Origin of the sequence: Cryptosporangium japonicum (assembly GCF_039524755.1) — a bacterium.
Taxonomy (GTDB): domain Bacteria; phylum Actinomycetota; class Actinomycetes; order Mycobacteriales; family Cryptosporangiaceae; genus Cryptosporangium; species Cryptosporangium japonicum.
The window spans coordinates 118,006-131,987 of record NZ_BAAAGX010000029.1; the positions used below are offsets into that span (position 1 = coordinate 118,006).

The window sequence follows — 13,982 nt, forward strand, 5'->3', positions numbered from 1 at the left end:
GGCTTTAGTCGATCTCGGCGACTTTGAGCAGGATGATCGAGACGTTGTCCTTGCCGCCGCCTTCGAACGCGGCGTGCAGGAGCGCGTTGACGCTGTCGACCGGGTCGGCGTGCGGGTTCGCGAGGGCGGCCGGGAGGGCCTCGGGCTCGCTGTAGTCGGTGAGGCCGTCGCTGCAGAGCAGGAACCGGTCCCCGGGGACGACCCGGTGCACGGAGACGTGCGGGTGGATCACGCTCTCCTGACGGGTGCCGCCGAGCGTCTGCGTGACGATCGTCGTGAACCGGCGGCCGGAGGCCGGGTCCAGCGGGGGCGAGTCGTCGATCGAGAGCTGGTCGAGCGAGCCGTCGTCGCCCACCCGGTAACAGCGGCTGTCGCCGACGTTCAGGCAGAACGCGCGGTCCCCGTCGAGCACCAGGCCCACGACCGTGGTGCCCATCCCGTACCAGTCGGGGTTGTGCGCCATCTCGGCGAACACCGCGTCGCTGGCGCCACGGACCGCGGAGACGATCGTCTCCTCGTCGTGCAGCTCCGGCGTGGCGTCGCTGAGCAGCGCGGCCGCGAGCCGGCTGGCCCGGAAGCCCTCCACGTGGCCGCCCAGCCCATCGGCCACCAGGAACGACACCGGGCGAGCGGTGTTCACTTCCAGGCGCACCGGCTCGTTCTCGAACGCCCCGGAGAGGAACCCGGCCACCGCCAAGGTGTCCTCGTTGCGGCCGCGGACCAGGCCGCGATGCGTCACCGCGACTACGTCGACCCTGGTCACCGTGACCTCCTCGTACCGGCTCTGTGGCGACAGGCTATGCCCCGCCAGCATCCTGTGCCGCTTTCCGCGCCGCGCGGGCGGAGAAAGCAGCGACGTCCTGGACTCCGGGGCGATGCCCGTGCCCGGACCCGCGCTCACTGTGGACGCCGTTGACCGACGTCACCGCGCGGATGGTACCCACTCCACGCCACCGCGTCCGGCGGTGGCCCCGACGTGGCGCCTGTCAACCTCGATCCGCGAGGCCGTGGACGACGCTCGGCACCGGTGGACAACCGCCTTTCCCGGGCGTTCCGGGCGCATTCTCGATGCGTCCGATCCCCCTGGAGGTATCTCGTGAACATCGTTCTCGTCATCGTGTTGTCGCTCGTCGCCGGTTCCGGCGGCGGGCCGGTCGCGTTCGGCGTCCAGTACTTCGCCGAGGGCGGCAGCCACCAGACCTACCTCGTGGCCCGGCAGGGCGGCGGCGTGGCCGGTGAGGCCTGGCTGGATGCCGACGAGCACGACGGCCGGCGGGTGCGGGCGCTCTCGGTCTGCGACCGCCGGCCCGACGGCGTCCGGGTGGGGGCGCGGATCCACGTTCCCGACGGGCGGGCGCTCGACTACTTCGCGCCCGTCGGGAAACGGTGTTTCGGCCGGGAACTCGGTTATCGAATATCGCGCTGGCAACTGCTGTTCGGGTCGGCGGCGTCCGGCGAGGTCGTTCCGCCGCCGCTGGTGTGAGATCTGATCGCGTCCGGGCTCCAGTGCCCGCGGATGCCGGGCCGTTCGGCCAGGTACGCGGTGAGCGTCTCGGGGTCCCAGCCGTGCGCCTCCTGCAGGCCGCTGGCGATGATCCCCAGATAGCGCGGTGCCGGTGGGTTGAGCTCCACGTCGGCGCAGGCCCACGGCGCGGTGAACGTCAGCATCGGGTGCCCGTCGAGCACGCCGGGGCACACCAGCGTCTCGTAGCGTCCCGGGCCCAGCGTCGCGCGGCCGGTCGTGACCGCCTCGGTCAGGTCCAGGTCGACGTCGGGCCGCCGGGCCATCTCCTGCGCGGCGATGTCGGCGAACTGGCCGGCGCCGAGCAGGTATCCGCGTCCGGCGGCGCGGCCGGGTAAGCGCGGGTCGTAGAACGCCATGCCGCCGGTCCAGGTGCGCGACTCGAGCGCGAAGTAGATCCCGCCGTCGAGGAACACCGGTTCGGTGCGCCGCGGCGGGCTGGTGTCGCGGCAGCCCGGGTAGGTGCGTGCCGCGCCGGCGGGCCGGCCACCGGCGAGGTAGTAGCGCAGCCGGTCGGCGTGCATGTTCGAGCCGTACGCGACGTACCACACCAGGTCGTTCACACCACTCAGCCTGCCTGAGTACGCTCGACGACGTGACTGAGCCCGGACCAGCCGAGCCGACCCTGGACGCCCGGATCGACTCGTTCCTGCGCGGCTTCGCGCGTGTCCGCGGCCAGCGCAAGGGACGCAAACCGCAGCGCACCAAGAGCCTGCGCGTGCTGGTGTACTGGCCGGCCGACCAGTGGGACGCGATGGCCGCACGCTGGCCCCAGTTCGTCCCCGAATACGGCGACGACCACGCCACCCACCGCCGCAACGTCGAGGACATGCTCCGAGCCCAGTCCGAGGATTCGGAGGCGTCCTTCGGCGTGGCCGCGGTGACCGTGGAGGGTTTGGCGGAGTTCGCTCAGGAGCGGGATCTCGACGTCGTGGCCAGCGAAACCAGGGCGGCGTACGCGGCGGAGCTGGGAAGGGCAGGCCGGGTGACCTCATGGCCGCCGTCTCCGGGCCAGAAGTGCTGGTGCGGCTCCGGCGACCCTTACCGCATTTGTTGCGCGGCTAGTACCTGATCTGTTTCGGGGGCGCTTTGGGCTGCCCGATCGGGCACGGTCACCGGCCGACGTGACCCTCATCCCGGTGACGGGCTAGGCAGCCGGGCCTGGATCGGCCGTGTCTTATCGGCGGACCGATCGGTCGGGGTCATCGGCGAGGTGGCTCGGCCGGGTGGGTCGGCGGGGGAGATCGGCCGGGTGGGTCGGCGGTGGTGATCAGTCGGGTGGGTCGGCGGCGGTGACCAGGCGGGAGGGTCGGCGGGGGAGATCAGCCGGGATCGTAGGTGGGTGGTCAGCCGGGATCGATCGCGGGCTGGCTAGCCGGGTAGCTCGCGGGCCGGTGAGTTGTGCACGCACAGCGGGCGGGCTGGGCAATGGTGGGGGGCCGGGAGGTCGATGGGCTCTGTGTGACTGATGACTGGTCGGATGGGGCGAGGGCAGGAGGCTGGCGGGCTGCGTGTGGCCTGCGAGCTGCGTGCGGCCTGCGAGCTTGGTCGGATGGGCGCGATTTGAGCGCTGGTGGGTTGGTGAGCCAGGGGCCTTGGGCTGGGCTCGGCCATGGGAGGTGAGCTGGCCTGGACGGGGCTGGTGAGAGCGCACAGGCCTCAGCTTCTCCCCACGCCGAAGTGCTTAGCCCCGGAGGCTCACAGCACACCAGCCTGTATCCGCGCCCCGGTTTGAGGTGCGCCCCGTCTAAGTCGCGCCTGGTCTGAGTCGCGCCTGGTCTGAGTCGCGCCTGGTCTGAGTCGCGCCTGGTCTGAGTCGCGCCTGGTCTGAGTCGCGCCTGGTCTGAGTCGCGTCGGTCTGAGTCGCGTCGGTCTAAGTCGTGCCGGACTGAGTCGCGCCCGATCTCTAGCTGCGCGGCTATGGGCTGGTTAGTTGGGCTCGGGCCTCTCGGACTGTGTAGTCGACGATGGTGGTGACGATCAAAGGGGCCAAGGTGCCGCCGCTGCCGTCGGAGCCGGACCAGGTGACGGCCCACGTGATGCCGACCGTTGCGCGGTAGCGGGCGTTTGGCTGGTCGGCTGAGGTGCGGCGGTACGTGTGGCCACAGTCGGGTGAGCCTGCGCTGCCCTGGCGTGGATCGGTCAACGGGGTGCCAGGGCTGCGGCACACCACTGTTGTGCCGTCTCCGGGGTGCCAGACGATGCGCACGGGAGCCGCGCTGACCAAGGCTGACACCTCGCCTGCACGAGCTGAGCGGACAAGGGGAGTGCCGTTCGGGGACCAGTGGGTCGGGTCGGTCCAGAGCCAGGTCGGGGCGCCGGTGAGGCCCCCGGTGCGGCCGTCTTTGAACCGGACTCTCGGGCTCACGGTCGGAGCGGGGAGTGGGAGTGTCAGCCGGCTGCGGGCTTCGAGGGCCAAAGTGACGACGCTGTCGCCGCGCGGAGTGGTTCCGCCGGCTGCGGCCAGGCACGCGGTGCCATAGGCGCTGTTGCGTTCATGGCATTCGTCCCAGGCCTCGGGGGCGTCTGCGGCGGTCGGCCGGCGGGGTTTCGTGCGCCCCGCTGCGCCCGGTCCTTCGTCGCGGACCCGGATGTCCACCGAGCGCCGGTTGTCCCCGGTGACGGTCACCGGATCGTCGTCCGCCCACGCCGACCCAGCGGTCCCACACACCACGCCGGCCACGAGCACAGCCACGACCACGATCGCGGCTACGAGGCGCCGAGGAGCGGTAACGAGGGCCCCGTCCGCGATCGCAGGGCTTCTGCTGATGGCTGCAAGCGACGCGGCGGCAGCGTCGGTGCGCCCGATCGAGATGCAGACGGCGGCTCCAGCAGTGCCCGCCTCCGGATACTCGCGCGTCGTTGCGATGCCCCCGCGCGCAACCGCGGGGCGCCCGCCGGTGGCCGCAGTCGGTGCGGCGGCAGCTTTGGCATGCCCGGCTCCAGCGGCGCTGGCCCCCGGATACCCGCGCGTGTTCGCGAGGCGTCCAAGAGCGGCGATGAGGCCCCCGCGCCCGATCGCAGCCATCCGGCCGATGGCCGCAAGCCGTGCGGCGGCAGTCTCGGTACACCCGGTCCCGGCGGCTCCAACAGCGCCGGTCTTCGCAGGCCAGCGCTTGTCCGCGAGCCGTCTGAGCGTGGCAGCGAGGTTCCCGCGCGCAATAGCGAAGCTCCTGCCGTCGGGCACCACTTGCACGGCCGCAGCATCCGGGCAGCCCGCCGTATGCCCAGCGCCTCCAACAGTGCTCACGGCGCCGACCTCCGCACGCCCGTACGCGGCATGCCTAGCGCCCGCCGGCCACCACGCGAAGCCGGCCACGCCCCGCAAAAACCTCAACACGTCGTATCCCCGGGATACGTAACCGCCGCTACGCGCCAAATCTCGTCGGGGCCGCGAACCATCTCCACGCTCACCGGATTGCGCGCCACCCCCCGAGTGATCGGCTTTCCGGTGATCGCGTCGGCCACGCCCGAGCGGCTCGAATCCAGACAACCATCCACCTGCGCGGCCAGCCCATTCACCCGCACCGTCTGCGACACCGGCGCATCCGTGCCGTAACTCCGCTGCCCCTTCCCGTCGAGCACGGCCAAGCTCCGCACCAGATGCGTGAGCTCCGGCTCCGCGGTGACCGGAGCGAGCACCGCCCGCCGTAGCCCAGGCGCCGCCCCCGACGCGGCCGGTAACGACTCGGCCCAGAAGCGGCGGTACTGCGCGACGACGACCTCCGCCTCACCGCAGCCCGCTGCGGCACACGCCGCGGACGATGAATGCGCAGGCGGCGGCAGTGAGCCGTAGCTCTCGCCCGCACCGCACCCGCCCAGGGCGACGAGAGACACCGCCGCCAGCGCGCGCACCACCCACATCCCTCAACGGTAGCGACGCAACTACGGCCCGTTCCCACTTTCCACAGGCCAATTCCGCAGCGTGGAGTCGAACTGCGTGCGCACCGATTCCGCCAGCTTCTCGACCTCGTCCACCGGCCAGTCCGCGGTCTCGACGGGGGGAAGCACCGCGACGTCGACCGTGCCCGGGTGCACGAGCAGCGAATCGCGCCACATCAGGTCGCCGGCGTTCCGGATCACGATCGGCACGATCGGTACCCCGGCCTCGATCGCCAGGTAGAAGCCGCCCTTCTTGAAGCGGCCCAATCGGGGCGTCGGGGAGCGCGTGCCCTCGGGTGCGATCGCGATCGACGTGCCGGCCTTCAACCGGGCCACCGCGGGCTCCAGGGCGGCCCGGCCCCGGCCGGCCGAGCGGTCGACGTACGCCACGTCCAGCAGCGCGCCGATGGCGGCGAACCGCGGGTCCGAGCGCGCCTCCCGTTTCACCACCGCGGTGATGTCACGGCGGATCAGGCTGCCCAGCACGCCCAGATCGAGGCTGCTCTGATGGTTGAACATGAACACGGCCGGCCGCCGCGCCCACAGGTTCTCCTCGCCGTGGACGTTCACCCGCACCCCGGCCAGGGTCAGGGCCAGGTCGGGGCCGATCGAACCGGCCAGGTTGGCCGCGGTGGCGCGGGACCGGCTCAGCAGACCGACGCCGGCGCTGACCCCCACCGACCCCAACAGCGCACCCAGTGCGACGCCGGTGCGCACCACCGCGGCCGCGCTGAACCGGCTGCCCGGCGGGTCGAGGCGCAGGATCGGCCACTCGTGCAGGCGTGCCGCGGCCGGGAGGTCCCCGTCGGGGTTGAGCGCGCACGGGTAGCCGGCGAGCGCGAGGAACGGCACGTCCTCGGCGCCGTTGGAGTACGCGTAACTGTCGGCGAGGGAGACGTCGGCCCGCGCCGCGTACCCCTCGACCGCGCGGGCCTTCGCCGGGCCCCAGAGCGAGCCACCGTCGAGCTCACCGGTGAGCATCCCGTCGCGGACGCCGTGCCGGGTGCAGAGCACCTCGTCGAACTCCAGATCGTTCGCCACCGGGCAGGCCTGGAACCAGGTCGCCGACGTCGCCATGACGAGTTTGTGCCCGGCGCGCCGGTGCGCCTCCACCAGCAGCCGGGCGCCGGGGTAGACGAGACCGGCGATCTCCTGGCGGAACAGCCGCTCTCCCCACTCCTCGAGGTCTTCCTCCTGGCGTCCGGCCAGCGCGCCGACCGCGAAGGCGGCGAGCGCGTCGAGGTCGGCGCCACGCAGCCGCATGTCGAGCGCGAGCCCGAGCGTCTGGCCGAGCTCACGCAGGCCGACGTCGCGCTTGCGGATGCGGTCGCGGTAGACCGACACCGCCGTGTAGCCGTCGATGAGCGTGCCGTCGAGGTCGAAGAACGCGCCGACTCTCGGCCCCTGCGGTCCGGCGGCGATCGCGGCCAGCCGGTCGGAGAGCTTCACGACCGGGACACCCCGGGACGCCGGGCGCTCAGCGTCACCGCGGGCGCCACGTGGTCCGGCTCCGCCAGGGCCAGGGCCCGGACGGCACGCACGCGCCGCACCCACGCGTCGATCTCGGCGGCGAACGCCTCGCGGGCGGTGCGCAGCTCCTCGCGGCCCGGGTCGACCAGGTCGCGGTTGGCGGCCAGCTTCAGCGCGGTCGCGTACAGCTCGCCGGAGATCGACTCGGTGCTGGCCAGCTGCTGCTGCATCCGGAGCTGGCGGGCGACGTCCAGGCATTCGCGGGTGAACGCCTTGGTCTCCACCGGCGTCCGCGGGTCGCGGGCGGCCAGCCGCTGCGCCACCACCCAGTACGCCTCCAGGAACGGCTGCAGCACCCGGTGGGCCAGGTGCACCCGCAGCGACCCGAGCAACGTGGCGGCGCCGTCCGGATCGGCGATCCGCGAGCGCCAGGACGGGTCGATGAGCGCCAGCTCGCGGTGCAACTCGGCCCGGAACGCTTCCTTGTCGCTGAAGAAGAACTCGAACTTCAGCAGGTCACGCAGGGCCAGCGCCGCGTTCCACCCGTAGTCGAGCACATCGTCGGGAGACGCCTCGGACACGGCCTGCAGCATCAACTCGGCCACGGCCCGAACCACCAGGAAGTGGATCGTGTTGTTCCGGTAGAACGCCGCGACCAGGTGCTGATCCGGCCCCACCCGGTACACCGGCTCGATGCCCTTGTCGTAGCGCTCGACGACGCCGGCGCCGGCCAGGTCGTCGAGCGTCTGCCGGACGCCCCGGTCGTCGGCCAGCCCGAGCGCGGAGCGGTCCGCGAGCTCACGCGACGCGAAGTACGCCACCAGCGGGTCGAGCACCGACGCCACCTCGGCCACGGTGAGCGCGCGGTCCTCGATGCCGAGCAGTGCCAGCGTCACCAGCGACCGGGGCATCACCGGGCTGGCCTCGTTGATCCGGTGCGAGACCTCGAACGCGGTCTTCTGCACGGCCAGCCGGGTGTCGGGTTCGTCGGCCAGCGCGTCACGCAGCGAGAGCGGCTCCCCGAACCGCACCTGGACGACGCCACGCTGGCTGTCCTGCGCCCGGTTGAACCGCAGCAGCCAGGCGAAGCTCTCGGCCGGCTTGGTACCGCCGTGGGCCTCCTCGGCCATCAGCCCCACCTCGTAGAGCTGGTCGTAGCTGAGCGACACCGGCACCAGGTAGACGTCCTCGACGCCGCTCGAGCGGAACGCCTCGGCCAGGTAGGTCAGCAGCCCGTAGCGCGGCGGGCGGAGCTTGCCGGTGCGCGAGCGGCCGCCCTCGATGTACCACTCGAGGTTGAAGCGCTTGGAGAGCAGATAACCCATGTACTCGCGGAGCACCCAGCGGTACACGGCGTCGTCGGCGATGCTGCGCCGGATGAAGACGTAGCCGCTGCGCCGCGTCAACGGCCCGACCGGCCAGAAGTCGATGTTGACGCCGCCCATCACGTGGTTGAGCGGCAGCCCGTGGGCGAGCAGGGCCGGACGCAGCACCAGCGGATCGAGGTACGAGCGGTGGCTGGGCAGGAACACCAGCGGATACTTCTGCCCCAGCGAGCGCAGCGAGTCGGCGCCACGGTCGTCCACCACCAGCTTGTACGCCCGCGCGAAGTAGCGCCCCAGCCGGTTCCAGGCGTCGATCGCCCGCCGGCTCTGCGCCGCGACCATCTGGTTCAGCGCGGCCAGCGCCCGCTGCTGCACCTCGTCGACGGAGAGGTCCAACTCGTCGGCCAGCCGCTCGACGCCGGTGCGGAAGCGCGGCGACGCCGTGATCTCCTCCACCACGTACCGGGCGACTTTGTACTGGCTGCCGATCAGCGCCCGCTCGGCCCGGTCGAGCGCGAGCACGGCCTGACGCTCGACGAACCGGCCGAAGCCACCCCGGCTCCCGGACGACTCCCAGCGTGAACGCAGCTCACCGACGGTCGCCGGCTTCCCGACCAGGACCTGGTACCGATCGGTGCCGCCGCGCATGATCAGCCGCTGGGCACCGGACCGGGTACGCCGGTTGCCCCGCCGCGCGATCGCCGCCCCCAGCCGGGTCAGCGGCCGGTCGTCCTCGTTCTCCGGGAGCCAGACCACGCGCAGCGGCTCGACCAGCAGGTCGTCGGCGTCGGCCAGGATCTCGTGCAGTTTCTCGTCGGCGAGGTCGACGACGAGACGGCCGTCGTCGTCGGCCCGGTCCTCGAACTGCGTGGTGAGCCACGCGGCGATGATCTGCCGTTCCTGTGGGGTCTCCGTCTGCACCAGGTAAAGCTTCATCGCGCCCCCTTCTTGCGTGGCTTCCGGCGCCCCAGGGCCAGCACTTCGTCCAGACCCTCGGAAAGGCAACGCAGGAACAGGTCCGGCTCGGTCACCGCCGCGGTGTCGATCGTGACGCCGATGCAGCACACCCCCGTGTGCGAGACGAGAGTCGCCATCACACCGCACCCCGGCGCGGGTGCGAACGGGAACATCCGGTCGATCCGCGCTCCGGCCATGTATACCGGCACCGGGATGCCGGCCACGTTGCTGGCCTGCAGGTCGATCAGCGACGTCTGCCCGAGGTACCAGCGCGCGACCGCCGCCACCGGCAACCGCGACAGGGCCGGTGCGGCCAGCGACAGGATGTCGGCGGCGGGCTCGGCCCTGGCGTCGAGCACCAGCTCACGGACGCGCCGGATGCGCTCGGCCGGATCCGGCGTCCCGACCGGCGCCGCGAACCGCGCGACGCCGAACCGGTTGCCGCCCATCGAATCCGCCGATCCCCGCAGGCTGATCGGCATCCCGATCGGCAACTGCGTGACCGGCGCGTCCAAGGCCTCGTGGTAACGCCGGTAACCGCCGAGCAGCGCGGCCAGGTACGCGTCGTTGAGCGAGCCGCCGGCCGATTTCGCCGCCGCGCGCAACTCGTCCACCGTCACCTCGAGCGTGCCGAACCGGCGGCCCAGCCCGCGCGCACGCAGCAGCGGCGACGGCGGGCACGACGGGGGAGCGGCCATCCGCAGCAGCGACTGGGTGAACTCGATCGCGTTCGCCGGGCTGCGCACCAGCTGCAGCCCGGTGCGCACCGACGCGCTCATCGCCGACGGCAGCGTCCGTACCCGGTCGGTCAGCTGTTCCTGCAGCGCGCCCAGGCCGGTCAGGTGCTCGGGCGGCGGTGCGACGCCGGTCGGCTTGTGCGGGGTGGGCTCCCGGCGGCGGCTGTGCAGCAACGTGACCAGCTGCATGCCGCCCATGCCGTCGGTGATGCTGTGGTGGGTCTTGAGCAGGTACACCGCCCGGCCGTCGGCCAGCCCCTCGATCAGCAGCGCCTCCCACGGCGGCCGGGCGCGGTCGAACGGCCGGTCGACGATCGTGCGGCACAGCTCCAGCGCCGCCTCGAACGTGCCCGGCTCGGCGAGCTTCACCCGGCGGAGGTGGTAGCCCAGGTCGAACTCCGGGTCGACCGACCAGACCGGCTTGCCCAGGCCGAACGGCGGGTCGACCACACGCATCCCGAAGCGGGGGACGATGCCCAGCGCCCACTCGTGCGCGGCGACGAGCCGTTCCCAGTCGGGCGCGGTGTCCAGCACGTCGACCGCGGCGATCGTGGACCGTAACCGCGGCTCGGCGGTCTCCAGCCGCCACATACCGGCCTCGAAGTCCGACATCGTCCGGCTGGCACCCCAGCCGAGCGTGCCGTAGTCGACGTCGACCGCACTCGGCGGGAGTTGGAGCCCGGACACCACACCTCCCGAAGCGGTTATTTCGGTCGAGCGCGTCCCACTTTTCCCGCCCCGGATGTGGCGCGCAACACAGTTGACGAGATCGGTGTCCGCTGCGGCCAACTGTGCAGCTGAGCTGGGCGACTCGTCCGGAGATCGACGGTGTCGGGGCAGGTGTTGCGGTGGGCCACCGCGGCCGGTTCGCGGTAGGCCTCCGGGAACTCGTCCAGGATCTCCTCCAGCGCGGTCTCCAGCCACGTGATCGCGGCCGCGGACAGCCCCTGCCGGTGCCCGGCCCAGCGGATCCAGGCGGTCAGCACCGCGGGCATCGCGTTCTTCGCCGCGGCGTCGAGCAGTGCGTGGTCCGGGACGTCGACGAGCAGCAGCTCGTCGAGCACGCCGGGGCCCACCCTGGCCGGTGCGTCGGCGTGCGCCAGCGCCCGGTCGATCAGCAGGCGCGCCCACTGCTCGGCCTGGTCGCGGTCGGGCAGCTCGGCGGCCTCCGGCGCGTCGATGAACTCGGTGATCAGAGCGTCCGGCGACACGACGCCGCCCAGCGTGCCGGTCTCGATGCTCGGCGGGAGCTGCCGGATCCGGGCCAGCGCCAGCGCCCGGTGGGGCGCGAAGTCGTCGTTGACGCGCGGCTCGACCCGCGCGTCGGTCAGCGCGAACGCCCGCTGCAGGCGCCGGCGGGCCACGGCCGGTTCGATCGGCTCGAGGAACGCGACCGGCGTCGCGGCCAGTTCGTACTGCAGGTCGGCGAGGCTGTCGGCCACCGCCTGGGTGAAGAAGACGTCTTTCGCGATGCCGCCGAGCGTGTGGTCGACGAGCACGAGCATCGCGTGTTCGGTGCGGCCACGGCGGAACGCGCACAGGATCGTCTCCTGATCGCCGAACACGTCGCCGTAGTGCCAGCACTCCCCGGCGGAGACGGCTTCGGCGGCCCACGGCGGCGGTGCCACCCCGAGACGCTCGGCGGCCGCGGACGCCGCCCGCCGCATCGGCGAGCTCCCGGCCAGCATGCCCAGCACGGTCAGCGCGGCCATCCCGGCGTCGGGCGCCGTCGCCGGTCCGCCGGCGGCCGCGATCCAGGCGTCCACAAACGTCTCTTCGGCGGCCGGGTCACCGTCGGTGGCCGCCCAGACCGCACCGAGCACGTCGGAGCACCACAGCTCGGCCTGGATCGGATCGTTCTGCTCGGCCAGGTCGGCGGCCTGCTGGAACAGCAGCCGCACCAGGTTCTCCGGCAGCGCGTCGGCCGGGTGGGCCGACGCGGGTTCGGTCGGGGGAGTGGCCAGGGAGAGGTGTGACGACTTCCGCCGGCTACTCCGTTGGCTCATGAGCCAAGATCCTTCCACCGATTCTCGCGGTGCGACGACGACGCCCCGGTATCAATTGATAATCCCGGTTTTATCCGAGATATCGGGACGCTAGTGATACGAGGGCGTATCAGGGAAGTATTGAACTGGGTGAGCCCCACCAGGACACGCGGAGCACATCGCTCGCCCGGGTCGCGGCCACGAACAACACCGACCGCTCCTGCTGCAGGTCGAGCGCGTAGGCCACCGGGTCGTCGTCCTCCGGCGTCAGCGCGGCGGGGTCGGGCAGCGTTCCTCCGGTGACGCCGATCAACGCCACCCGGCGGAACTCCAGACCCTTCAGGTCGTGCATCGTGCCGACGGTGACGTCGGGGAGGCCCAGCGCGGAGACGGCACTGCGCGCGATCGACGGCGTCCGGGCGGCGACCCCGATGTCCGACCAGTCGACGCCGTCCGCGTGCCACGCACGCACCGTCGTGACCAGACCGTCGAGCTCGGCCGTCGCCGTCGGGTACCCCACCACCTCGGGCTCCGGACCGTGGCGCACCGACCGGTACCCGCGCATCGAGTCGATCCCGCCGTCGAGGTCGTCGGAGTCGGACTCGGAGAGCACCCGCATCGCCCAGTCCAGGATCTCCGCGGTCGTGCGGTAGTTCACCATCAGCCGCGTCGACCGCCCGCCGACGTCCACCCCGAGCCGGTCGAGCCGCACCCGGTACCCGTGGATGCGCTGGTGGGGGTCCCCGGTGAGGAACAGGTCGTCCGGCCCCGGCGCGACCGCGGCACGCAGCAGCCGCCACTGCGCCGGGTGCAGATCCTGCACCTCGTCCGCCACCACGTGCGCGAACGGTTTCTCCGTCCGCTCCGCCAGCAGCGCGGCGGCCCGGTCGGCGACGGTGAGCGGAGTCCACACACCGGTGGCGAGCAGCACCCGGCTCGCTTCGGCCAGCGCGGGCCAGAGCTGCTGCTTCTGGCCGGTGCTCAGCCGCCGGCCCCGGCCCCGCCGGTCGGCCGCGAGGTACCCGTCGAGGTCGGCGACGTCGTTGCCGAACACGACGCTCTCCCACTCGCGGCGGACGAACGCCGGCCCGTACGTGCCGCCGGTTCGCCGCGAGGCGTCCGCCCAGAGCCGGGCGTACTCCTCGTCGGTGAGCAGGCGCAGGGCGCCGTAGCGTTCGGTGACCAGTTCGGACGCGAACTGCCCCACGCTCGCGACCCGGACGGCGACCCGGTGCCGCTCGTCCAGGATCTGCGCGAGGTCACGCTCGGCCGCGACGCTCAACTCGTCGGAGAACGTCACGAACAGCACCGGCGACGTCGGGTCGCGCAGCACCAGGTGGCGGACGCGGTGGAGCGCGGTGACGGTCTTGCCGGTGCCGGGGCCGCCGAACATCGTGGCCGGGCCGGCGAAGCTGGGCCGGTAGGCCACGGCCTCCTGCTCCGGGTGCAGGAACGCGCGCTGACGCGAGGGGGCGATCGAGAGCAGGGCGTCGACGTCGTCGGTGAGGGCGATCCGGCCCTGGGAGCGGCGGATCGCCCCGGCCAGGTCGTCGAGGTCGAACTCGGGCCCGGAGGTGGTCGGAGGGAGACCGTCGCCGAGCAGGTGCAGGGTCGCGTACTGCGCTTCGGGCAGGATGCCGGCCAGCTCGCGCAGCTGCTCGAGCGTGCCGACCGTGCGGGCGACGGCGAGCACGTCGGGGCTGATGCCGGCGCCGCGCAGCTGGGCGTCGCTCAGCCGGGCGAACAGGAGCGTCGGCGCCTCGTCGGCGGCCTTGCGCAGGTCGGGAAGGAGGCGCTCGAGCTCGTCGGCGTCGGTGATCTCCAACACGCCCGAGGCCGCGTTCACCGAGAGCACGTGCGACCTGGCCCAGGCCTCGGCGTCGCGCCGAACTCCCAGGAGCAGCGGGACGTCACCCGGTGCGGCGACGACCGCGGAGAGCTCGTCGGTCAGCCGCGCGACCTCGAGCCGAGGGTCACGCGCGCCCGGAACCTGCTCCGGGGTGAGCCGGTCCAGGGCGGCCCGCACCTGGGCCCGTTGGCCGGGTTCGAGGCGGCCGAACTCGCCCAGGAACTCGACGTGTAAGGCCAGCTGTGCCACGAGATG

Annotated in this window: 10 protein-coding genes; 2 read left to right on the forward strand and 8 right to left on the reverse strand. The window is 72.3% G+C overall.

Features of this window, described 5'->3' with window-relative positions; translation table 11 throughout:
* Window positions 1-4: 4 nt before the first annotated feature.
* Window positions 5-763: a PP2C family protein-serine/threonine phosphatase gene (locus ABD437_RS33780; protein ID WP_344653028.1), complete on the reverse strand. Its 759-nt coding sequence runs from the start codon at window positions 761-763 to the stop codon at window positions 5-7.
* A 333-nt stretch (window positions 764-1,096) separates the two neighbouring features.
* On the opposite strand from ABD437_RS33780, the gene ABD437_RS33785 reads away from it, so the two are divergent.
* On the forward strand, window positions 1,097-1,483 hold the full coding sequence (locus ABD437_RS33785; RefSeq protein WP_344653029.1) for a hypothetical protein: 387 nt from the start codon (window positions 1,097-1,099) through the stop codon (window positions 1,481-1,483).
* Here ABD437_RS33785 and ABD437_RS33790 read toward each other — a convergent pair.
* Window positions 1,408-2,085 (reverse strand): histone deacetylase, encoded by a 678-nt coding sequence (locus tag ABD437_RS33790; protein WP_344653030.1) that lies wholly within the window; start codon window positions 2,083-2,085, stop codon window positions 1,408-1,410. The two genes, ABD437_RS33785 and ABD437_RS33790, sit on opposite strands and share 76 nt — an antisense overlap.
* A 32-nt stretch (window positions 2,086-2,117) precedes the next feature.
* On the opposite strand from ABD437_RS33790, the gene ABD437_RS33795 reads away from it, so the two are divergent.
* A complete protein-coding gene (locus ABD437_RS33795) occupies window positions 2,118-2,594 on the forward strand; it encodes an SEC-C domain-containing protein (protein WP_344653031.1) in 477 nt (158 codons plus the stop codon).
* A gap of 2,261 nt (window positions 2,595-4,855) precedes the next feature.
* Here ABD437_RS33795 and ABD437_RS33800 read toward each other — a convergent pair.
* The 6 genes from ABD437_RS33800 to ABD437_RS33825 form a co-directional block, all read right to left on the reverse strand.
* On the reverse strand, window positions 4,856-5,386 hold the full coding sequence (locus tag ABD437_RS33800) for a hypothetical protein (protein WP_344653032.1): 531 nt from the start codon (window positions 5,384-5,386) through the stop codon (window positions 4,856-4,858).
* Between the two features lie 21 nt (window positions 5,387-5,407).
* Window positions 5,408-6,853 carry an HAD-IB family hydrolase gene (locus ABD437_RS33805; protein WP_344653033.1) on the reverse strand — a complete coding sequence of 482 codons (1,446 nt, stop codon included), beginning with the start codon at window positions 6,851-6,853 and terminating at the stop codon, window positions 5,408-5,410.
* Entirely contained in the window at window positions 6,850-9,135 is a 2,286-nt protein-coding gene (locus ABD437_RS33810; RefSeq protein WP_344653034.1) for a glycerol-3-phosphate 1-O-acyltransferase, read from the reverse strand. The genes ABD437_RS33805 and ABD437_RS33810 overlap by 4 nt, the downstream gene beginning before the upstream one ends.
* Window positions 9,132-10,580 (reverse strand): wax ester/triacylglycerol synthase domain-containing protein, encoded by a 1,449-nt coding sequence (locus tag ABD437_RS33815; protein ID WP_344653035.1) that lies wholly within the window; start codon window positions 10,578-10,580, stop codon window positions 9,132-9,134. Before ABD437_RS33815 ends, ABD437_RS33810 begins: the two co-directional genes overlap by 4 nt.
* Window positions 10,581-10,597: 17 nt before the next feature.
* Window positions 10,598-11,899: a hypothetical protein gene (locus tag ABD437_RS33820; protein ID WP_344653036.1), complete on the reverse strand. Its 1,302-nt coding sequence runs from the start codon at window positions 11,897-11,899 to the stop codon at window positions 10,598-10,600.
* 109 nt (window positions 11,900-12,008) lie between these two features.
* On the reverse strand, window positions 12,009-13,976 hold the full coding sequence (locus ABD437_RS33825; RefSeq protein WP_344653037.1) for a UvrD-helicase domain-containing protein: 1,968 nt from the start codon (window positions 13,974-13,976) through the stop codon (window positions 12,009-12,011).
* Window positions 13,977-13,982 lie beyond the last annotated feature (6 nt).

Bases quoted from the DNA above. Each gene is read 5' to 3' on its own strand.
- ABD437_RS33810 (WP_344653034.1), bottom strand. From the start codon at position 9,135: ATGAAGCTTTACCTGGTGCAGACGGAGACCCCACAGGAACGGCAGATC.
- ABD437_RS33820 (WP_344653036.1), bottom strand. From the start codon at position 11,899: ATGAGCCAACGGAGTAGCCGGCGGAAGTCGTCACACCTCTCCCTGGCC.
- ABD437_RS33800 (WP_344653032.1), bottom strand. From the start codon at position 5,386: ATGTGGGTGGTGCGCGCGCTGGCGGCGGTGTCTCTCGTCGCCCTGGGC.